At 67.8% G+C, this 22235-nt stretch carries 13 protein-coding genes and 4 pseudogenes; 16 read left to right on the forward strand and 1 reads right to left on the reverse strand.

The window, feature by feature from the left end:
* Window positions 1–51: 51 nt before the first annotated feature.
* Window positions 52–879: an HAD-IIB family hydrolase gene (locus tag OJJOAM_RS15610; RefSeq protein ID WP_422648469.1), complete on the reverse strand. Its 828-nt coding sequence runs from the start codon at window positions 877–879 to the stop codon at window positions 52–54.
* A 239-nt stretch (window positions 880–1118) separates the two neighbouring features.
* Here OJJOAM_RS15610 and ugpB point away from each other — a divergent pair, with 239 nt between their 5' ends.
* From ugpB to ccoG, 16 genes and pseudogenes are all read left to right on the forward strand, one after another.
* Window positions 1119–2432, forward strand: a complete 1314-nt coding sequence (gene ugpB / locus OJJOAM_RS15615) for a sn-glycerol-3-phosphate ABC transporter substrate-binding protein UgpB (protein ID WP_422649618.1) — start codon at window positions 1119–1121, stop codon at window positions 2430–2432.
* A gap of 164 nt (window positions 2433–2596) precedes the next feature.
* Window positions 2597–3479 (forward strand): annotated as a pseudogene (gene ugpA, locus OJJOAM_RS15620) (sn-glycerol-3-phosphate ABC transporter permease UgpA).
* Between the two features lie 36 nt (window positions 3480–3515).
* Window positions 3516–4365 (forward strand): annotated as a pseudogene (gene ugpE, locus OJJOAM_RS15625) (sn-glycerol-3-phosphate ABC transporter permease UgpE).
* Between the two features lie 99 nt (window positions 4366–4464).
* Window positions 4465–5589, forward strand: a complete 1125-nt coding sequence (locus OJJOAM_RS15630) for a sn-glycerol-3-phosphate import ATP-binding protein UgpC (RefSeq protein ID WP_422648470.1) — start codon at window positions 4465–4467, stop codon at window positions 5587–5589.
* 127 nt (window positions 5590–5716) lie between these two features.
* Window positions 5717–6460 (forward strand): glycerophosphodiester phosphodiesterase, encoded by a 744-nt coding sequence (gene ugpQ, locus OJJOAM_RS15635; RefSeq protein WP_422649619.1) that lies wholly within the window; start codon window positions 5717–5719, stop codon window positions 6458–6460.
* 402 nt (window positions 6461–6862) lie between these two features.
* Window positions 6863–9715: a 2-oxoglutarate dehydrogenase E1 component gene (locus OJJOAM_RS15640; RefSeq protein ID WP_422648471.1), complete on the forward strand. Its 2853-nt coding sequence runs from the start codon at window positions 6863–6865 to the stop codon at window positions 9713–9715.
* A 200-nt stretch (window positions 9716–9915) separates the two neighbouring features.
* On the forward strand, window positions 9916–11172 hold the full coding sequence (gene odhB / locus OJJOAM_RS15645) for a 2-oxoglutarate dehydrogenase complex dihydrolipoyllysine-residue succinyltransferase (protein ID WP_422648472.1): 1257 nt from the start codon (window positions 9916–9918) through the stop codon (window positions 11170–11172).
* 19 nt (window positions 11173–11191) lie between these two features.
* On the forward strand, window positions 11192–12628 hold the full coding sequence (gene lpdA, locus OJJOAM_RS15650; RefSeq protein ID WP_422648473.1) for a dihydrolipoyl dehydrogenase: 1437 nt from the start codon (window positions 11192–11194) through the stop codon (window positions 12626–12628).
* Between the two features lie 210 nt (window positions 12629–12838).
* On the forward strand, window positions 12839–13936 hold the full coding sequence (gene zapE, locus OJJOAM_RS15655) for a cell division protein ZapE (RefSeq protein ID WP_149319123.1): 1098 nt from the start codon (window positions 12839–12841) through the stop codon (window positions 13934–13936).
* Window positions 13937–14164: 228 nt separating this feature from the next.
* Window positions 14165–16856: pseudogene (locus OJJOAM_RS15660) on the forward strand (heavy metal translocating P-type ATPase).
* A gap of 29 nt (window positions 16857–16885) precedes the next feature.
* Window positions 16886–17056, forward strand: a complete 171-nt coding sequence (gene ccoS / locus OJJOAM_RS15665) for a cbb3-type cytochrome oxidase assembly protein CcoS (RefSeq protein ID WP_422649620.1) — start codon at window positions 16886–16888, stop codon at window positions 17054–17056.
* A 126-nt stretch (window positions 17057–17182) separates the two neighbouring features.
* Window positions 17183–18709 (forward strand): cytochrome-c oxidase, cbb3-type subunit I, encoded by a 1527-nt coding sequence (gene ccoN / locus OJJOAM_RS15670; RefSeq protein ID WP_422648474.1) that lies wholly within the window; start codon window positions 17183–17185, stop codon window positions 18707–18709.
* Between the two features lie 19 nt (window positions 18710–18728).
* Window positions 18729–19499, forward strand: coding sequence for a cytochrome-c oxidase, cbb3-type subunit II (ccoO, locus tag OJJOAM_RS15675; RefSeq protein WP_422648475.1), 771 nt, complete (start codon window positions 18729–18731; stop codon window positions 19497–19499).
* 2 nt (window positions 19500–19501) lie between these two features.
* Window positions 19502–19717, forward strand: a complete 216-nt coding sequence (locus OJJOAM_RS15680; RefSeq protein WP_422648476.1) for a cbb3-type cytochrome oxidase subunit 3 — start codon at window positions 19502–19504, stop codon at window positions 19715–19717.
* A gap of 4 nt (window positions 19718–19721) precedes the next feature.
* Window positions 19722–20721: pseudogene (gene ccoP, locus OJJOAM_RS15685) on the forward strand (cytochrome-c oxidase, cbb3-type subunit III).
* Window positions 20722–20773: 52 nt separating this feature from the next.
* Complete coding sequence (gene ccoG, locus OJJOAM_RS15690) at window positions 20774–22225, forward strand: cytochrome c oxidase accessory protein CcoG (protein ID WP_422648477.1); 1452 nt, start codon at window positions 20774–20776, stop codon at window positions 22223–22225.
* Window positions 22226–22235: the final 10 nt, after the last annotated feature.

The following is a 22235-nucleotide window of genomic DNA, read 5'->3' on the forward strand; positions in this document are numbered from 1 at the left end:
GATCGTGCCGTGGCGCGGTAGTGCGCCGGTGCAGCAGGGGCAGCAGGGCGCCTAGCCGGCGTCCCGCGCCGCCAGCAGCGCGTCCACCATCTCGGCAAAACCCTCGCCGCCGGCGGCCTTGGTCACATAGGCCGGCGGCACCGGCAGCAGCGGCAGGATCTCGCGCACATTGGCCACGCCGACCGACAGCGGGAAGTGGGCGAACATCGCGGCGTCGTTGGCCGAATCGCCGATGAACACCCATTCGTCGCGCTGGGCGTCCAGGTCGGCGCCAAGCAGCTCGGCCGCGCACAGTCGGCTGGTGCTGAGCTTGTCGTGCCGGCCGAACCAGCCGTTGACATGGATCGAGCTGACGGTGGCGGTCATGCCGGCCTGCTGCATCAGCGCGACGATGCGATCCACCGCCGCGGGCGGCAGCGGCGCGACATCCTCGGCGTGGTCGATCGCCAGGTCGGCCGCGTGCCAGTGCTGGTCGGACGCCAGCGCGCAGCCGGGCACCTCCCGCAGGATTTTCTGCGCCAGTTCGTCGATGCGCCGCAGGTTGCGGGCCCGCGTATCGGCGTCGTCGATGAAGCGCGTGACCAGGCGGCCGTCGCGCAGGTGCGAGTAGAACGCGCCGTTCTCGCCGATGATCGCGTCGACCGGCCACAGCCGCGTCAGGATCTCGGCCCAGGCGATGCAGCGCCCGGTGACCGGAATCACCTGCAGGCCCGCGTGCCGCAGGCGTTCGATGGCCAGGTAGGTCTGCGCCGGCAGGCGGCCGGCGGTGGTCAGCGTGCCGTCGATATCGGTCAGCACGCCGCGCACGCGGCGCAGCGCCGCGGCGGGCAGCGCGGCCGGAAAGACGGGGAGGGCGGGGGGGGCTTGGGGGGTCGGCATGGCGGCGCATTGTACCTCGCATGTTGCGTCGCCTAAGCTATGTCACGGCGCTGTCATGTTGCCTTCGCTCCGGGCCGATTGGACTCGAACCCGCGTGGACATTGGTAGAAACGCTCGGTTTCTCGGCGCGCGCTGGCGGAGTAACATCCGCTTGTCACAAAAAATGCATACATTCAGCCGGTTTCCGACTGGATGACGCAATAAACGAGGAGAGCCGTCGATGACCATCCCCCCGCACCATCACCATCAAGCTTGCCGCCGCGGCCGCCGCCGTGGCCGCGCTGTCCGCCACCGGCGCCGCGCACGCCGCCGTCGAAGTCCAATGGTGGCATGCGATGCAGGGCGCGTTGAACGACAAGGTCAACGAGGTTGCCAGCAAGTTCAACGCCAGCCAGACCGAGTACAAGATCGTGCCGGTCAACAAGGGCAACTACGACGAAACGCTGGCGGCCGGCATCGCCGCCTTCCGCGCCGGCGGCGCCCCGGCGATCCTGCAGGTGTTCGAGGTCGGCACCGCGACCATGATGAGCGCCAAGGGCGCGATCAAGCCGGTCTCGACCGTGATGAAGGAAGCCGGCGAGAAGTTCGACCAGAAGGTCTACATCCCGGCGGTGGCGGGCTACTACACGTCCGCCAAGGGCGAGATGCTGTCGTTCCCGTTCAACAGCTCGACCACGGTCTTCTACTACAACAAGGACGCCTTCAAGAAGGCCGGTCTCGATCCCGAGAAGCCGCCCAAGACCTGGCCCGAGGTGATGCAGTACTCGGCCAAGATCAAGGCCTCGGGCGGCAACTGCGCCTACACCACCGACTGGCAGGGCTGGGTCCACCTGGAGAGCTTCTCGGCCTGGCACAACACGCTGTACGCGACCAAGAACAACGGCTTCGGCGGCACCGATACGCGCCTGGTGTTCAACAGCCCGCTGCACGTCAAGCACATCTCGAATCTGCAGGACATGGTCAAGAAGGGCTACTTCAGCTACGGCGGCCGCAAGGCCGAGTCGGGCGCGAAGTTCTTCAACGGCGAATGCGCGATGTTCACCGGCTCGTCGGCGACGCTGGCCAACGTGCGCAAGAACGCCAAGTTCGCCTTCGGCGTGTCGCAGCTGCCGTACTACCCGGACGTGCAGGGCGCCCCGCAGAACACCATCATCGGCGGCGCCTCGCTGTGGGTGATGGCCGGCCGCAAGCCCGAGGAATACAAGGGCGTGGCCAAGTTCTTCACCTTCCTGTCGCGCCCGGAGATCCAGGCCGACTGGCACCAGGCCACCGGCTACCTGCCGGTCACGATGGCGGCGTACGAGCTGACCAGGAAGTCCGGCTTCTACGAGAAGAATCCGGGCGCCGACGTGTCGGTGCAGCAGATGGTCGTCAAGACCACCGACAAGTCGCGCGGCGTGCGGCTGGGCAACATGGTCCAGGTGCGCACCGTGGTCGATGAGGAACTGGAAGCGGTCTGGGCCGGCAAGAAGGAGCCCAAGGAAGCGCTCGATACCGCGGTCAAGCGCGGCAACGAGCTGCTCGAACGCTTCCAGCGCACCGCCAAGGAATAAGCGGCGGCCAGCGGGCGGCGGACCGTTCCGGTTTGCCGCCCGCGATTCGTTCCGGCTTCTGCCGCCGCGCCGCCGTGCCGCCGTACCGATGCGGCGGGCGGCCGGTCCGAGGCAGGTCCAATTTCCCCCCGGGGCGCCGCGCGGCGCTCTTGTCATCGCCACGCATGGAAAAACGCGTCGTCTTCCGTTCGCCCTGGCTGCCGTATCTGCTGGTGCTGCCGCAGATCGCGATCACGCTGATCTTCTTCTTCTGGCCCGCAGGCCAGGCGCTGTACCAGTCGGTGCTGCAGCAGGACGCCTTCGGCATCAGCCTCGAATACGTCGGCGCGGCCAACTTCATGACGCTGTGGAACGACCCGAACTACATCGAGTCGTTCCGCGTGACCGCGATCTTCGCGGTCGGGGGTGGCGCTGCTGGGCATGTCGTTCGCGCTGCTGCTGGCCTATTTCGCCGATCGCGCGCTGCGTGGCGCGGTCGCCTACAAGACGCTGCTGATCTGGCCCTATGCGGTGGCGCCGGCGGTGGCGGGCGTGCTGTGGATGTTCCTGTTCAACCCGACGCTGGGCATCGTCTCGTACGTGCTGCGCCAGATGGGCGTGGACTGGAACTTCCTGCTCAACGGCGACCAGGCCATGCTGCTGGTGATCATCGCCGCGGCGTGGAAGCAGGTCAGCTACAACTTCCTGTTCTTCCTGGCCGGGCTGCAGAGCATTCCGCGCTCGCTGATCGAGGCCGCCGCGATCGACGGCGCCGGACCGTGGCGCCGCTTCTGGTCGATCGTGTTCCCGCTGCTGTCGCCGACCACGTTCTTCCTGATGGTGATCAACGTGGTGTACGCGTTCTTCGACACCTTCGCCATCATCGACGCGGTGACGCACGGCGGGCCGTTCAACTCGACCAACACGCTGGTCTACAAGGTCTATCACGACGGCTTCCGCGGCATGGACATCGGCGGCTCGGCGGCGCAGTCGGTGATCCTGATGGCGATCGTGATCGCGCTGACGGTGGTGCAGTTCCGCTACGTCGAGCGGCGCGTCCAGTATTGAACGTCGACGAATGAAGACCGCAGACAGGTATCCCTCATGGTAGAACGGCGTCCCTTCCTCGATTTCCTGACCCACGTGGTGCTGATCGTCGGCATCCTGATCGTGGCCTTTCCCGTCTATGTGACCTTCGTCGCCTCGACGCTGACCGCGGAGGAGGTGCTCGACGCGCCGATGACGCTGATCCCCCGGACCGCATCTGCTGGAGAACTACCGCACCGTGCTGTTCTCCGGCGTCGGCGTGGCGGCGGCCCCGGTGTCGACCATGCTGATGAACAGCATGATCATGGCGCTGGGCATTTCGCTGGGCAAGATCGCGATCTCGATCATCTCGGCCTTCGCGGTGGTGTACTTCAAGTTCCCGCTGCGCAAGACCTTCTTCTGGATGATCTTCATCACGCTGATGCTGCCGGTCGAGGTGCGCATCCTGCCGACCTACGAGGTGGTGTCGGATCTGGGCATGCTGGACAGCTATGTCGGGCTGACGGTGCCGCTGATCGCGTCGGCCACCGCGACCTTCCTGTTCCGGCAGTTCTTCCTCACCATCCCGGATGAACTGGCCGAGGCCGCGCGCATCGACGGGGCGGGGCCGATGCGGTTCTTCCTCGACGTGCTGCTGCCGTTGTCAAAGACCAGCATCGCGGCGCTGTTCGTGATCCAGTTCATCTACGGCTGGAACCAGTACCTGTGGCCGCTGTTGATCACCACGCAGAAGTCGATGATCCCGGTGGTGGTCGGCGTCACGCAGATGATCTCGCGCTCGGGCGATGCCGCCACCGAGTGGAACCTGGTGATGGCGACCGTGCTGCTGGCGATGATCCCGCCCGCGGTGGTGGTGATCCTGATGCAGAAGTGGTTTGTGAAGGGATTGGTGGAGACCGAGAAGTAGCGGAATCCCGCACTGTGTTCCTCGCCTTTCCCGTACCCGGGGGAGAGGGGAAAGCCTACCGACAAAGATCGGGCAACACCCATCGAACAACAGAAACACATGGCAAAACTGTCGCTCCGAAACGTACAGAAGACCTACGCCGGCAACGTCGCCGCCGTGCATGGCATCGACATGGAGATCGACGATGGCGAGTTCATCGTGATCGTCGGCCCGTCGGGCTGCGGCAAGTCGACGCTGCTGCGGATGGTCGCGGGGCTCGAGACCATCACCGGCGGCGAGGTCCATATCGGCGATCGCGTGGTCAATCGGCTGGAGCCGGCCGAGCGCGATATCGCGATGGTGTTCCAGAACTACGCGCTGTATCCGCACATGACGGTCTACGACAACATGGCGTACGGCCTGAAGATCCGCGGCATGCCGAAGACCGAGATCGAACAGCGCGTGCGCCATGCGGCCGGCATCCTGGAGCTGGCGCCGCTGCTCGAGCGCAAGCCGCGCCAGCTGTCGGGCGGCCAGCGCCAGCGGGTGGCGATGGGACGCGCGATCGTGCGCGAGCCGGCCGTGTTCCTGTTCGACGAGCCGCTGTCCAACCTGGACGCCAAGCTGCGCGTGCAGATGCGGCTGGAACTGAAGGAGCTGCATCGGCGCCTGCGCACCACCAGCCTCTATGTCACGCACGACCAGGTCGAGGCGATGACGCTGGCCGACCGGATGATGGTGCTCAACGGCGGGCGCGTGGAGCAGATCGGCACGCCGCTCGAGGTCTATGCGCGGCCCGCCAGCATCTTCGTCGCGGGCTTCATCGGCTCGCCGCCGATGAACCTGATTCCGGTGGTGCGCAACGAGGCGGGGCAGGGCGCGGGGCCTTCGGGTGTGCCATCCGATGCGCAGATGCGCGTGCTCGGACCGGACGGCCAGCCCTCCGAGGCCACGCTCGGCCATCTGCCGATGGGCCTGCATCTGCCGCAGCAGGCGCTGCTGGGTTTGCGGCCCGAGCATGTGGAGCCGTGCGCCCCGCACGAGGCGATCGCGCAGATCGACGTGCGCGTGGTCGAGGCGCTGGGCGCGGACTCGTTCGCCTACGGCACGCTCGGCGGCCAGCAGGTGGTGGTCCGGCTCGACGGCCATATGCAGGTGCGCGCGGGCGAGAAGCTGCCGGTCACCGCATCGAGCGAGCACCTGCACTTCTTCGACCACGCCAGCGGCAAGCGGATCGAGGCCTGAGATGGTAGCCGAGCGCCAGTCCACCGAGGCCGAAACCGCAGCCGGCCGAACCGCAGCCACCGAAACCGCAGCCGCCGAAACCGCAGTTGCTGACACCGCGGCGGCCGCGACCACAGCCGCCGGCACGCTGCCGCCCTGGCCCTATCCGCGCACGATCGCCCATCGCGGCGCCGGCAAGCTGGCGCCCGAGAACACGCTGGCGGCCTTCCGCCACGGCGCCTCGTTCGGGTATCGGATGTTCGAGTTCGACGTCAAGCTGTCGGCCGACGGCAAGGCGGTGCTGCTGCACGACGCGACGCTGGAGCGCACCACCAGCGGCCGCGGCCGCGCCGACGCGCTGACGCTGGGCGAGCTCGCCCAGCTCGACGCCGGCAGCTGGCACAGCCCGGCCTATGCCGGCGAGCCGATCCCGACGCTAGCGGCGATCGCAGCCTACACGCGCGCCAACGGCCTGCACGTCAATATCGAGATCAAGCCGGTGCCGGGCACCGAGGCCCGCACCGGTGCGGCGGTCGCGCTCGACGCGCTGGCGCTGTGGGCCGGCGCCGCCGTGCCGCCGCTGCTGTCGTCGTTCTCCGAGGCGGCGCTGGAGGCCGCGCGCCGGGTCGCGCCGGACCTGCCGCGCGCGCTGCTGCTCGACACGCTGCCGGCCGACTGGCTGGACCGGCTGGCGCGGCTGGGCTGCGTCGCGCTGGACGCCAATCATCGGGAACTGAATCAAGATGTGATTGAAGCGGCGCACCGGGCCGGTTATCGGGTCGCCTGCTATACCGTCAACGATCCGGACCGTGCCGCGGCGCTGCTGGGGTGGGGCGTCGACGCGGTGATTACCGACGCGGTCGACCGGATCCCCCCGCGCGACGGAACATGAAGCGGTGAAAGCGGTAAAGGCGGAGCGGTAAAAAGCAGAATGAAAGCCGTCTGAAAGAAAGCGACGGCATTTCGCAACAGCCATTCCCCGTTGCGAACGGGGTTTTGGGCGGGGAAAACCGGCAGGGCGCGCAATACCGCGGGAAATCGTTGGATCGGTGTTGCACTACCGGAAAAGAGCGGTGGACGTTTGCACAAACGTGCTATTCTTACGCGCAGTGAAGACTTAGGTCCTTCCCCGCACAACTTGCCCTTCCGGGCTTCTGCGCGCCGGCACCCCAGTGGTGCCGTTTGCTTAGGGGCCTTCAAGAGTTGTTTGCAATCCGCTAACCGGTCAAGCCGTGTCGCGGAAGGTTGATAAACCCGCTTAACTTCGGCATACCCGAAGAATAGTGAGCGCCCCATGATGCAGCAGTATCAGAGCAATTCGTACCTCTTCGGCGGCAACGCGCCGTACGTGGAAGAGCTGTACGAAGCCTACCTCCAGAATCCCGCCTCCGTCCCCGACAACTGGCGCGCGTACTTCGACGCGATGCAGAACGTGCCGGCCGCGAACGGCACCGCCTCCCGAGACATTCCCCACGCACCGATCGTCGCCTCGTTCGCCGAGCGCGCCAAGCAGGGACCGATCCGCACCATCGTCGCCTCGGCCGATGCCGACATGGGCCGCAAGCGCGTCGCCGCGACCCAGCTGATCGCCGCCTACCGCAACATCGGTTCGCACTGGGCCGACCTCGATCCGCTCAAGCGCCAGGAGCGTCCGCCCCTGCCGGATCTGGATCCCGCCTTCTACGGCTTCTCCGAGGCCGACCTCGACATCGTCTTCAATGCCAGCAACACCTATTTCGGCAAGGAGTCGATGAGCCTGCGCGAGCTGCTGCAGAACCTGCGCGAGACGTATTGCAGCAGCATCGGCGCCGAATTCATGTACATCAGCGACCAGGCGCAGAAGCGCTGGTGGCAGGAGCGCCTCGAATCGACGCGCGCCCGTCCGGTGTTCACGGCCGAGAAGAAGAAGCACATCCTCGAGCGCCTGACCGCCGCCGAAGGCCTGGAGCGCTTCCTGCATACCAAGTACGTCGGCCAGAAGCGCTTCTCGCTGGAAGGCGGCGAGAGCTTCATCGCCGCGATGGACGAACTGATCCAGCGCGCCGGCAAGCAGGGCGTGCAGGAAATCGTCATCGGCATGGCCCACCGCGGCCGCCTGAACGTGCTGGTCAACACGCTGGGCAAGATGCCCGCCGACCTGTTCGCCGAATTCGAAGGCAAGCACGTCGACGATCTGCCGGCAGGCGACGTCAAGTACCACAAGGGCTTCTCCAGCGATGTGTCGACCGAAGGCGGCCCGGTCCACCTGTCGCTCGCCTTCAACCCGTCGCACCTGGAAATCGTCAACCCGGTGGTCGAGGGCTCGGCCAAGGCGCGCCAGGAGCGCCGCGGCGAATCCGGCCATCGCGAGGTGCTGCCGGTGCAGGTGCACGGCGACGCGGCCTTCGCCGGCCAGGGCGTCGTGATGGAAACGCTGAACCTGGCCCAGACCCGCGGCTACGGTACCGGCGGCACGATGCACATCGTGATCAACAACCAGATCGGCTTCACCACCTCGGATCCGCGCGACGCCCGTTCGACGCTGTACTGTACCGACGTGGTCAAGATGATCGAAGCGCCGGTGCTGCACGTCAACGGCGACGATCCCGAGGCCGTCGTGTTCGCGATGCAGCTGGCGGTGGACTACCGCATGGAGTTCAAGAAGGATGTCGTCGTCGACATCATCTGCTTCCGCAAGCTGGGCCACAACGAGCAGGACACCCCGGCGGTCACGCAGCCGCTGATGTACAAGAAGATCTCGGCGCACCCGGGCACCCGCAAGGTGTACGCCGACAAGCTGGCGACGCAGAACGTGGTGCCGGCCGACTTCGGCGACGAGCTGGTCAAGGCGTACCGCGCCGCGATGGACGCGGGCAAGCACACGGTCGATCCGGTGCTGTCGAACTTCAAGAACAAGTTCGCCGTCGACTGGATGCCGTTCCTGAACCGCAAGTGGACCGACGCCGCCGACACCGCCGTGCCGGTGACCGAGCTCAAGCGCCTGGCCGAGCGGATCACCACGATCCCCGAACAGTTCAAGCTGCATCCGCTGGTCGAGAAGGTGATCAAGGACCGCGCCAACATGGGCCGCGGCGACCAGCCGCTGGACTGGGGCATGGGCGAGCATCTGGCCTTCGCCTCGCTGGTGGCATCGGGCTATCCGGTGCGCATCACCGGCCAGGACGCCGGCCGCGGCACCTTCACGCACCGCCACGCCGTGCTGCATGACCAGAACCGCGAGCGCTGGGATGCGGGCTCGTACGTGCCGCTGCAGAACGTGTCGGAAGGCCAGGCCCCGTTCACCGTGATCGACTCGGTGCTGTCCGAGGAAGCGGTGCTGGGCTTCGAGTACGGCTACTCGACCGCCGAGCCGAACGCGCTGGTGATCTGGGAAGCCCAGTTCGGCGACTTCGTCAACGGCGCGCAGGTCGTGATCGACCAGTTCATCTCGTCGGGCGAAGTCAAGTGGGGCCGCGCCTCGGGCCTGACGCTGATGCTGCCGCACGGCTACGAAGGCCAGGGCCCGGAACACAGCTCGGCGCGCATCGAGCGCTTCCTGCAGCTGTGCGCGGACCACAATATGCAGGTCTGCCAGCCGACCACACCGGCGCAGATCTTTCACCTGCTGCGCCGCCAGATGATCCGGCTGTTCCGCAAGCCGCTGGTCATCATGACGCCGAAGTCGCTGCTGCGTAACAAGGACGCGGTGTCGCCGCTGTCGGATCTGGCCAAGGGCCATTTCGAGACCGTGATCGGCGAACACGAGGAACTGAACGCCAGCAAGGTCAAGCGCGTGATCATGTGCTCGGGCAAGGTCTATTACGACCTGGTCGCGACGCGCAAGGAGCGGGGCGCCAGCGATGTCGCCATCATCCGCCTCGAGCAGCTCTATCCGTTCCCGCACAAGGCGGTGGCCGCCGAACTGAAGAAGTATCCGAACGCCACCGAGATCGTGTGGTGCCAGGACGAGCCGCAGAACCAGGGCGCCTGGTTCTTCGTCCAGCACTACATCATGGAGAACATGACGGAAGGGCAGAAGCTGGGCTACGCCGGCCGTCCGGCGTCGGCTTCGCCGGCCGTGGGCTACTACGCCAAGCACAACGAGCAACAGAAGGCGCTGCTGGACGCGGCGTTCTCCAAGCTCAAGGGCTTCGTGCTGAGCAAGTAAGCGCCAGTGCGGGCAGGGCGCGCCGTGGGCGGGCCCTGCCGCGCTGCGCTTGCCGCTTTGCTTGCACCTGCGCCCCGCAATCCCCTGATCGCATCGCTTTGAACCGCATCGGACCGCGCCAGTCGCCTCCCTTAGTCACGACTGTGCCGGTTCGCCCCGAATACCGCTGAATACACGCATCTAGCGAGGAAACTCCCACCATGGCCATTGTTGACGTCAAGGTCCCGCAACTGTCCGAATCCGTCGCCGAGGCGACCCTGCTGAACTGGAAGAAGAAGCCCGGTGAAGCGGTCGCGCAGGACGAAATCCTGATCGAAATCGAGACCGACAAGGTCGTGCTCGAAGTGCCGGCACCCTCCGCGGGCGTGCTGTCGCAGATCGTCAAGAACGACGGCGACACCGTGACGGCCGATGAAGTCATCGCCAAGATCGATACGGAAGCCACCGCCGGCGCCGCCGCTCCGGCCGCCGCCGCGCCGGCCCCGGCCGCCGCTGCGCCCGCACCGGCTCCGGCCGCTGCCGCACCGGCCGCCGCGCCCGCCGCCGGCGCCGTGGCGATGCCGTCGGCCGCCAAGCTGATGGCCGAGCAAGGCCTGTCGGCCGGCCAGGTCGCCGGCACCGGCAAGGATGGCCGCATCACCAAGGGCGACGTGCTCGCCGCCGGTTCGGCGCCCGCCGCCAAGGCCGCCCCGGCCCCGGCCGCCAAGCCGGCCCTGCAGCAGGTCTCCGCGCCGGTCGACTTCGCCGCGCTGGGCGATCGTCCGGAAGAGCGCGTGCCGATGAGCCGCCTGCGCGCCCGTATCGCCGAGCGCCTGCTGCAATCGCAACAGACCAACGCCATCCTCACCACCTTCAACGAAGTCAACATGAAGCCGGTGATGGATCTGCGCAACAAGTACAAGGACCGCTTCGAGAAGGAACACGGCGTCAAGCTGGGCTTCATGTCCTTCTTCGTCAAGGCGGCCGTGCATGCGCTGAAGAAGTACCCGATCATCAACGCCTCGGTCGACGGCAACGACATCGTCTACCACGGCTATTTCGACATCGGCATCGCGGTCGGTTCGCCGCGCGGCCTGGTGGTGCCGATCCTGCGCAACGCCGACCAGATGAGCCTGGCCGACATCGAGAAGAAGATCGCCGAGTTCGGCACCAAGGCCCGTGACGGCAAGCTGTCGCTGGACGAGCTGTCGGGCGGTACCTTCTCGATCTCGAACGGCGGCGTGTTCGGCTCGATGCTGTCGACCCCGATCATCAACCCGCCGCAATCGGCGATCCTGGGCGTGCACGCCACCAAGGACCGCGCCGTGGTGGAAGACGGCCAGATCGTGATCCGTCCGATGAACTACCTGGCGATGTCCTACGACCACCGCATCATCGACGGCCGCGAAGCCGTGCTGGGCCTGGTGGCGATGAAGGAAGCGCTGGAAGATCCGGCCCGCCTGCTGCTGGACCTGTAATCGACGCCGAGGAATCCTGATGAGCAAACAATTCGACGTGCTGGTGATCGGCGCCGGCCCCGGCGGCTATATCGCCGCGATCCGCGCCGCCCAGCTGGGCATGAATGTCGCCTGCTGCGAAGACAATCCCTACGACGACCCGAAGGGCGAGCCGCGCCTGGGCGGCACCTGCCTGAACGTGGGGTGCATCCCGTCCAAGGCGATGCTGGCCTCGTCCGAGGAAGTCGAGAACGTGCAGCACCATCTCGGCGACCACGGCATCACGGTCGGCGACGTCAAGGTCGACGTGGCCAAGATGCTCAAGCGCAAGGACGACATCGTCGGCAAGATGACCAAGGGCATCGAGTTCCTGTTCCGCAAGAACAAGATCACGCTGCTCAAGGGCCACGGCAAGTTCGTCGGCAAGGGCGCCGAGGGCTTCCAGGTCGAGATCGCCGGCAAGGCCGGCAGCGAAACGGTGACGGCGAAGCAGGTCATCATCGCCACCGGCTCGAAGGCCCGCCATCTGCCGGGCATCGCGGTCGACAACAAGCTGGTCAACGATAACGAGGGCGCGCTGAAGTTCGCCGAGGTGCCGAAGAAGCTGGGCGTGATCGGCGCCGGCGTGATCGGTCTGGAGCTGGGTTCGGTGTGGCGCCGTCTCGGTGCCGACGTGACCGTGCTCGAGGCGCTGCCGTCGTTCCTCGGTGCCGCCGACGAAGGCGTCGCCAAGGAAGCGCAGAAGCTGCTGACCAAGCAGGGCCTGAAGTTCAGCCTGGGCGTCAAGGTCAACGAGGTGAAGACCGGCGACAACAACGTCACCGTCAGCTACACCGACAAGGACGGCAACGCACAGACGCTGGAAGTCGATCGCCTGATCGTGTCGGTCGGCCGCGTGCCGAACACCGACAACCTGGGTCTGGACGCCGTTGGCCTGGGTACCGACGAGCGCGGCTTCATTCCGGTCGACGACCATTGCGCGACCTCGGTGCCGGGCCTGTGGGCGATCGGCGACGTGGTGCGCGGCCCGATGCTGGCGCACAAGGCCGAGGACGAAGGCGTGGCCGTGGCCGAGCGTATCGCCGGCCAGAAGCCGCACATCGACTACAACTGCATTCCGTGGGTGATCTACACCTACCCGGAAATCGCCTGGGTCGGCAAGACCGAGCAGCAGCTGAAGGCCGAGGGCCGCGAGTACAAGTCGGGCCAGTTCCCGTTCGTGGCCAACGGCCGCGCGCTGGGCATGGGCGCCTCGGACGGCTTCGTCAAGATGCTGGCCGATGCGAAGACCGACGAGATCCTCGGCGTGCACGTGGTCGCCGCCAATGCGTCGGACCTGATCGCCGAAGCCGTGGTGGCGATGGAGTTCAAGGCCGCCAGCGAAGATATCGGCCGGGTGTGCCACCCGCACCCGTCGATGTCCGAGGTGATGCGCGAAGCCGCGCTTGCGGTGGACAAGCGTCAGCTCAATATGTAAGTCCGCTGTTGCCCTCTCCCGCGTGCGGGGAGGGTCGGGGAGAGAGACGGGAAGCCGGCGGGGCGCTCGCCCGCGCCTTGGCGGTCCGACCGCTGCCGGCGGCTCTCTCTCCAACCTCCGCTCCCGCTCGCGGGAGCGGGGAGCCTCGCGGCGCCGCCGTGAGGGCCATGCCCTTCGCGGCGAATCCGCCGTTACCTTTCCTTCCCCCCGATGAACGTCACCGAGTACTACCACCACGAACTGCAGCAGCGCGGCTATCGGTCCGACGAGGCGCAGTTGCGCGCGGTGGCGCGGCTGCAACAGTGCTACGACGAATGGGTCGCCTACAAGCAGCGGCGCAACAATGCGCTGAAGAAGCTGCTGATCCGGCCCGAGGTGCCCAAGGGCGTCTATCTGTGGGGCGGGGTGGGGCGCGGCAAGTCCTTCCTGATGGACAGCTTCTACCACTGCGTGCCGGTGGTCAGGAAGACCCGCCTGCATTTCCACGAGTTCATGCGCGAGGTGCATCGCCAGCTCGAGGAACTGCGCGGCCGGCCCGATCCGCTGGACGAGCTGGCCAAACGGATCGCCCGCAAGTACCGGCTGATCTGTTTCGATGAATTCCATGTCAGCGATGTCGCCGACGCGATGATCCTGCATCGGCTGCTGGAGCAGATGTTCGAGAACGGCGTGCAGTTCGTGATGACGTCGAACTACCGCCCGGACCTGCTGTATCCGGACGGTCTGCATCGCGACCGCATCCTGCCCGCGATCGCGCTGCTCGAGCGCAAGCTCGACGTGCTGAACGTCGATGCCGGCATCGATTACCGCAAGCGCACGCTGGAGCAGGTGCAGGCCTATTACACGCCGCTCGACGCCAAGGCCAGCGCGGCGCTGCGCGATGCCTTCGCGGCGCTGGCCGGCATCGCCGACGAATCGCCGATCCTGCATATCGAGAAGCGCGAGCTGCATGCGCTGCGCAAGGCCAACGGCGTCGTCTGGTTCGACTTCGCCACGCTGTGCGGCGGCCCGCGTTCGCAGAACGACTATCTGGAGCTGGCCGAGCGCTTCCACACGGTGATCCTGTCGGACGTGCCGAAGATGACGCCGCGGATGTCGTCGGAGGCGCGCCGCTTCACCTGGCTGGTCGATGTGTTCTACGACCACAAGGTCAAGCTGCTGATGTCGGCCGAGGTGCCGCCCGACGAGCTCTATGTCGAGGGCCAGATGGCCAACGAATTCCATCGCACGGTGTCGCGCATCATCGAGATGCAGTCGCGCGAGTATCTGGAGGCGCCGCGGCGCACCGGCGTCACGGAACTGGCCTGAGCGGCCTAAGGGCGTGCGGGCCCGGGCGGCCGGCGCGGCAAGAGCCCCCCATGACGACCACAGCGGCCATGGCGGCCATGGCGGCCGGAGCGGCGTGGGCTGCCCGGGCTACCTGAGCGGCTCCTGGCCGCGACGCCTTGCCCAGCGTACCGATTGCGTGCGCCTTGACCGGGATCAAGTCGCCATCCTGGCGCTGTCCCTAGAATCGATCGGACATCCAGGACTACGATGCCGATCGCCTTCGCCCCTTCCTCCCACGTCGAACCATCGGCGTCCGCCACATCGGCGCACGCCGCGGCGGACCGCCCGACCGACGCCGCCTGCTGTTTCCATTGCGGACTGCCCACCGGCGCCGCGCAGCACGCGCTGCGCGCGGAGGTCGGCGGCATGTCGCGCGCGTTCTGCTGCGCCGGCTGCCTGGCGCTGGCACAGGCGCTGGACCAGGCCGGCTTCGCCCATCTCTATGGCGGCGAGTTCCGCTTCGGCAGGCCCCTCGACGGCGCGGCACGGGCCCGGCTCGAGCCGGTCTGGCAGGCCTACGACACCGAGGAGCTGCGCGCGCGCTTCGTGCGGCGGCTCGATGGCGCGACGGAAGCGCGGCCGGAGGAACGACCGCAGCAACGACCGCAGGAACGATTCGAAATCACGCTGGCGCCCGAGAACATCCGCTGCGCCGCCTGCGCCTGGCTGATCGAGCAGAAGCTCGCGCAACTGCCCGGCGTCGAGACCGCGGTCGCCAATCTGGCCACGCGCCGGGTGCTGGTGCGCTGGCGCGGCCGCGCGCTGACCGTCGCCGCTCTGCTGGGCGCGCTGGCCGATATCGGCTACACCGCCTGGCCGTTCGAGTTCTCCGCGGCGGACCGGCAGGACAGCGCGGCCCGGCGCGGCCTGCTGATGCGCCTGGCGGTCGCCATGCTCGGCATGATGCAGGTGATGATGTACGCGTGGCCCGTCTATACGCATGAAGGCACGATCGCGGCGACGCATCTGCGTCTGCTGCAATGGGCCAGCCTGGCGCTGACGCTGCCGGTGATCGTCTACAGCGCCGCGCCGGTCTTTGCGGGCGCGTGGCGCAGCCTGCGCCAGCGTCATGTCGGCATGGACGTGCCGGTCGCGCTGGGGCTGGCCGCGGCGTTCGGCGCCAGCCTGCTCGCCACCGTGCGCGGCACCGGTGAGGTCTACTACGACTCCGTCACGATGTTCGTCGCCTTGTTGCTGCTGGCGCGCTATCTCGAACTGCGCGTGCGCCAGGCCTCGCGCAGCGGCGCGGAGATGCTGGCGCGGCAGTTGCCGGCCACCTGCGAGCAATTGTTCCCCGACGGCACGGTGCGGCGCGTGCCGGTCGCGCGGCTGGCGCCGGGCGACCGCGTGCGCGTGCGCGCCGGCGAGATCGTGCCGGCCGACGGCGAGATCCTCGAGGGCAGCAGCGATCTGGACGAGTCGATGCTGAGCGGCGAAAGCCGGCCGGTGCCGCGTGGACCGGGCCAAGCGGTGCTCGCCGGCTGCTACAACGCCAGCAGTCCGCTGGTGATCGCCGTGCGGCGGGTTGGGGCGGGCACGCGCCTGGCCGAGATCGTCGCGCTGCTCGAACGCGCGCTGGCCGACAAGCCGCGGCTCGCGGTGATCGCCGATCGCGTGGCGGCGTGGTTCGTGGCCGCGCTGCTGCTGATAGCGGCGGCCGTGGGCCTGCTGTGGTGGGCCATCGCCCCCGAGCGCGCGCTGATGGTGACCGTGGCGGTGCTGGTGGTCAGCTGCCCCTGCGCGCTGTCGCTGGCGACGCCCGCGGCGCTGGCCGCGGCCGGCGCGGCGCTGTCGCGGCGCGGCGTGCTGCTGACGCGCGGTCATGCGCTGGAAACGCTCGCCGGTGTCACCGATGTCGTGCTGGACAAGACCGGCACGCTGACCGAGGGGCGGTTTGCGGTCGCCAACGTGATCGCGCTCGGCAGGGTGGCGCAGGCCGAGTGCCTGGCGTTGGCAGCCGCGCTATGCCGCGGCGGCGAGCACCCGGTGGCGCGGGCGCTGGTGGCCGCGGCGGAACGTGCGGCGAGTCCTGGCGGTGTCTCCGGTTCCACCGCCGGCGACCTGAACTTCGAACCACGGCTGACGCAACTGCGCAATCGCCCGGGGCAGGGCGTGGAGGCGCTGCTGGACGGCCGTCCGATACGCGTGGGGCGGCGCGACTTCGTCGAGGCGTTGGTGCCGCCCGTGCTGGTTCCCCCCCACGCTGGTGCCGCTCGCGCCGGATACGCCGGCGCTGGTTCCGCCAGATCGCGCCGGCAACGACGCCGCCCTCGATGCGCTGCGCCGCCATCTGCACGACGGCGCCTCGCCGGTGTGGCTGGGCGACGAAGGCGGACTGCTCGCCGTCTTCGTGCTGTCGGACACCGAGCGCGCGCAGGCGGCCAACCTGCTGGCGCGCCTGCGCGCGCTCGGCCTGCGCTGCCATCTGGTTTCGGGCGACAGCCAGCCGACGGTGCGCTGGTGGGCCCGCCATTTCGGTATCGAGGCCGCGCACGGACGCGTCAGCCCCGAGGGCAAGCGCGACTACGTGGCCGCCCTGCAGCGCGATGGCGCGGTGGTACTTGCGATCGGCGATGGCATCAACGATGGGCCGGTGCTGGCCCAGGCGCAGGTGTCGATCGCGCTGGGCAGCGGCGCGCCGCTTGCGCAGGTCGGCGCCGATGCGGTGCTGACCCACGACGGTATTGCCGACATCGCCACCGCGCTGGCCATCGCGCGCCGCGCACGGGCGGTGATCCGGCAGAACCTGGGCTGGGCCTTCGCCTACAACGTGGTGGCCATTCCGCTGGCGGCCAGCGGCCATGTCACCGCCTGGATGGCCGGGGTCGGCATGTCGCTGTCCTCGCTGCTGGTGGTCGCCAATGCCTGGCGGCTGCTGCGCGTGCCGAAGGAGCGCTAGCGATGGACACGCTGTTCCTGCTGGTGCCAATGAGCCTGGCGCTGGTCGCGCTGATCGCCGCGGCGCTGTGGTGGGCGCTGCGCGCCGGGCAATACGACGATCTCGAGCGGCCAGGGCAGGCGATCCTGCTCGACAACGACCGTCCCGATGCGGGGGGCGGCGCCGCGCGGCGGCCGGGCCGTTGCGATCTTCACCACTGAGGTTCCCCGGGGCGCCATGCATCTGCACGGCGCTTGATCCGGATCAAGGGCGCGCGGCCCGACCCCCTCTACATTGCCTTCATCGCCTTCTTCTTTCCTGTTCCATATCCATCCTTGGGGGTCCGAATGGATGTTACCGCCGCCGGCCTGACCGGCTCGGCCACGCCCGCGCGCGCCGCCGACACCTTCAACTATCACGTCGTGAGGCAATTCGCCATCATGACCGTGGTCTGGGGGATCGTCGGCATGGCGGTCGGCGTGCTGCTCGCCGCGCAACTGATCTGGCCTGAACTCAATTTCGATACGCCGTGGCTGTCGTTCGGACGGCTGCGCCCGCTGCATACCAATGCGGTGATCTTCGCCTTCGGCGGCAGCGCGCTGTTCGCCACCTCGTACTACGTGGTGCAGCGGACCTGCCAGGCACGGCTGTTCGCGGCGCCGCTGGCGGCCTTCACCTTCTGGGGCTGGCAGGTCGTGATCGTCGCCGCGGCGATCACGCTGCCGCTGGGCATCACGACCTCGAAGGAATACGCGGAGCTGGAATGGCCGATCGACCTGCTGATCGCGGCCGTATGGGTCGCCTATGCGATCGTGTTCTTCGGCACCATCATCCAGCGCAAGACCCGTCATATCTACGTCGCCAACTGGTTCTTCGGCGCCTACATCCTGACGATCGCGATCCTGCATATCGTCAACAACATCGAGCTGCCGGCGTCGCTGTGGAAGTCGTACTCTGCCTATGCCGGCGTGCAGGACGCGATGGTGCAGTGGTGGTACGGCCATAACGCGGTCGGCTTCTTCCTGACCACCAGCTTCCTCGGCATGATGTACTACTTCATTCCGAAGCAGGCCGAGCGCCCGATCTATTCGTACCGGCTGTCGATCGTCCATTTCTGGGCGCTCAACTTCACCTATATGTGGGCCGGCCCGCACCATCTGCAGTACACCGCGCTGCCCGACTGGGCGCAGTCGCTCGGCATGGTGTTCTCGCTGATCCTGCTGGCGCCGTCGTGGGGCGGCATGATCAACGGGATCATGACGATGTCGGGCGCCTGGCACAAGCTGCGCACCGATCCGATCCTGAAGTTCCTGGTGGTGGCGCTGTCCTTCTACGGCATGGCGACCTTCGAGGGGTCGATGATGTCGATCAAGACGGTCAACGCGCTGTCGCACTACACCGACTGGACCATCGGCCACGTGCATTCGGGCGCGCTGGGCTGGGTCGCGATGATCACGATCGGCTCGCTGTACTACCTGGTGCCGCGCCTGTTCGGCCAGCAACGGATGTATAGCACGCGCCTGATCGAATGGCACTTCTGGATCGCGACCATCGGCGTGGTGCTCTATATCGCCTCGATGTGGATCGCCGGCGTGATGGAGGGGCTCATGTGGCGCGCCACGCAGCCCGACGGCACGCTGACCTACGCCTTCGTCGAAGCGGTCAAGGCCAAATATCCGTTCTACCTGATCCGTCTGCTGGGCGGCCTGTGCTTCCTTGCCGGCATGCTGGTGATGGCGTGGAACGTCGCGCGGACCATCGCGGGCCGCCGCGCCTTCGATCCCGTGATTCCGGCGGGGGCCACCGTCGGGACCGCCGTTGCGGCCTCCGCCGGCACCGCCGTTGCCAGCGCCGCCACCGCTCCCGCCGCCTGAACGCCATCCGGATTCCATCATGTCCCAACAACGACGCTTCTTTTCGCACGAGACGCTGGAGAAGAACATCGGCTGGCTGATCGTCTGCACCATCGTGGTGGTCAGCATCGCCGGCTTCGTGCAGATCCTGCCGCTGTTCTTCCAGCATTCGACCACCCAGCCCGATCCGGGCATCGTCCCTTACTCGCCGCTGCGGCTGATGGGGCGCGACATCTATATCCGCGAGGGCTGCGTCGGCTGCCATTCGCAGCAGGTGCGCACGCTGCAGGCCGAGGTCGAGCGCTACGGCCCTTACTCGACCGCCGGCGAGTCGGTCTACGACCATCCGTTCCTGTGGGGCTCCAAGCGTACCGGCCCGGACCTGGCGCGCGTGGGCGGCCGCTACTCGGACGACTGGCAGCGCATCCACCTGCGCAATCCACGCGATGTCGTGCCCGAGTCGGTGATGCCTTCCTATCCGTGGCTGGCGAAGACGGCGCTGCCGACCGACGACATCCGCCAGCGCATGCGGACGCTGCGCACGCTCGGTGTGCCGTACAGCGAGCAAGACATCGAGGCGGCGCCCGACGCGCTGAAGGGCCGGACCGAAGAGGATGCGCTGGTAGCGTATCTGCAGGGCCTCGGCACCAATCGCCGCACCCTCGGCATCGAGGTCGCCGGCGTAGACGGCAGCGCTGACCGTAGCGCGGGCCTTAGCGCGGACCGTAGCGCGGACCGTAGCGCGAACCGTAGCGCGGTCGGCACCGCGGACCCCGCCACGGAAGCGGGCGCGCGCAGCGGGAGCCAATGACCATGGCGACCTTGACCGCGTTTTCCACGCTGATCTTCCTCGTCGTCTTTATCGGCATCGTCTGCTGGGCGTGGTCCGGCGGGCGGCGCCACGCCAATCGCGAAGCCGCCTGGCTGCCGTTCGCGCTGCCCGACGAGGCCGGCGGCGAAGCCATGGGCGAACGCAGCGACGTGCCGCGCGACGCCGCGCGTGCGCACGCCATCGAGCAGGGACATTGATGCCATGAGCGACTTTATTTCGGATTTCTGGGGCTACTACATCGGCGCGATCGCGCTGGGCGGCATCGTCTGGTGCGTCTGGCTGCTGTTCTCGCAGACGCGCGTGGCCAAGGACGCGGCTGCCTCGGGCGCTGCCACTTCGGGCGCGGCCGGCACGGCGGGCGGCGCCGACACCGGCGCCGACACCGGCGCGGCGGCGCAGGACACCGGCCACGTGTGGGACGGCGATCTGCGCGAGCTGAACAACCCGCTGCCGCGCTGGTGGATGTGGATGTTCCTGCTGAGCTGCGTGTTCGCGCTCGGCTATCTGGTGCTGTATCCCGGCCTCGGCGCGTATCGCGGGATGCTGGGCTTCACCAGCCAGGGCGAGCTGGCGGCGCAGCGGCAAGGCCGCGCTGCGTGGCCAGCAGGCGGTGTACGGCAAGTACATGGACCTGAAGATCGAGCAGGTGGCCGCCGATCCCGAGGCGCGCGAGATCGGCCAGCGGCTGTTCCTGAACTACTGCGCGCAGTGCCATGGGTCGGACGCGCGCGGCAGCCGCGGCTTTCCCGACCTGACCGACCGCGACTGGCTCCATGGCGGCGACCCGGCCACCATCATGCAGAGCATCGCCAAGGGCCGGCATGGCGTGATGCCGTCGTTCGCCGCCGTCATCGACGAGAAGGCCGCGGGCGATGTCGCGCAATACGTGCGTTCGCTGTCGGGGCTCGCCTTCAACCCGATCCGCGCGGCTCGCGGCGAGCCGGTCTTCAAGACGACCTGCGTCGCCTGCCACGGCGGCACGGGCAAGGGCAACCAGGCGCTGGGCGCGCCCAACCTGACCGACAAGGTGTGGCTGCACGGCAGCGCCGAGGCGAACATCGTCAAGGCGATCCTGCAGGGCCACGACAACCGGATGCCCGCGCACGAGGACATCCTGACGCCGGAGCGCATCCGCATGCTGACCGCGTATGTGTGGGGCTTGTCGGGCGACAGCGGCGCGATGCCGGCCGCGGGGCAGTGATGGACACCGCTTGCGGCAACCGGTTTCGTGCGCGCGATCCGCGGAGGCAGCCATGAACGCGCCCGGCATCGACTCGACCGAGGCCTCGCTGTACGAGGTCCGGCGCAAGATCTATCCGCGCGCCGTCACGGGCGCGTTCGCCAGCTGGCGCGTCGCGATGGTGCTGGCCACGCAGCTGGTGTTCTACGGCACGCCGTGGCTGCAATGGAACGGCCGCCAGGCGGTGCTGTTCGATCTGGGCGCGCGCAAGTTCTATCTGTTCGGCCTGGTGCTGTGGCCGCAGGACGTGATCTACCTGGCCGTGCTGCTGGTGATTTCGGCGCTGTCGCTGTTCCTGTTCACCGCGATCGCCGGGCGGCTGTTCTGCGGCTATGCCTGTCCGCAAACGGTCTACACCGAAATCTTCCTGTGGATCGAGCGCAAGGTCGAGGGCGACCGCATCGCGCGCATCCGGCTCGACGGCGAGCGCTGGAGCGCGCGCAAGCTGCGCGTCAAGGCCACCAAGCATCTGCTGTGGATCGCGATCGCGCTGTGGACGGGCTTCACCTTCGTCGGCTACTTCTCGCCGATCGATGCGCTGGGCAGGGCGGTGCTGGGCCTGTCGACCGGGCCGTGGGAGACCTTCTGGATCGGCTTCTACGCGTTCGCCACCTGGGGCAATGCGGGCTTCATGCGCGAGCAGGTCTGCAAGTACATGTGCCCCTATGCGCGGTTCCAGAGCGTGATGGTCGACAAGGACACCTACGTGGTGACCTACGACGCGCAGCGCGGCGAGCCGCGCGGCTCGCGCTCGCGCAAGGCCGACCCGCGCGCGCTGGGCATCGGCGACTGCGTGGACTGCAGCATCTGCGTGCAGGTCTGCCCGACCGGCATCGATATCCGCGACGGGCTGCAGTACGAGTGCATCGGCTGCGGCGCGTGCATCGATGCGTGCAATCAGGTCATGGACAAGATGCGCTATCCGCGCGGGCTGATCCGCTATACGTCCGAAAATGCGATGCGGCGCGCGCTGTCGGCGGCCAATGCGCGCCGCCGCATGATCCGCCCGCGCATCGTGCTGTATGCGGTGCTGTGGCTGGCGCTGGTCGGCGGCTTCGTCTGGTCGGTGGCGGTGCGCACGCCGCTGAAGGTGGACATCATCCGCGACCGGCAGGCGCTGGCGCGCGAAGTCGAAGGGCGCTGGATCGAAAACGTCTACCGGCTGCAGCTGATCAACACCACCGAAGGCGAGTTGGACGTCGCCATCACGGCGGACAGTCCTGGCTTGCCGGGGCTGTCGGTCGAATACGAGCGCGGTGCCGGCCATCTGGCGCCGACCTCCAACCGGCTGCTGCCGCTGCGGCTGCGCGTGCCGCTGGAGCAGGCGGCGCCGGGCACCCATGTGGTCGACATCGTGGTCAACGGTGCCCGGGCCGAGGCCGGCACGGGCACGGACACGGGCACGGGCAACGGCAGCGTGCAGGTGCGGCAGTCCACCCGTTTCATCGTTCCGGACCAACCTTGACGAGGCATCG

Source organism: Cupriavidus sp. H18C1, from assembly GCF_049311595.1.
In the GTDB taxonomy this organism is placed as follows: domain Bacteria; phylum Pseudomonadota; class Gammaproteobacteria; order Burkholderiales; family Burkholderiaceae; genus Cupriavidus; species Cupriavidus cauae.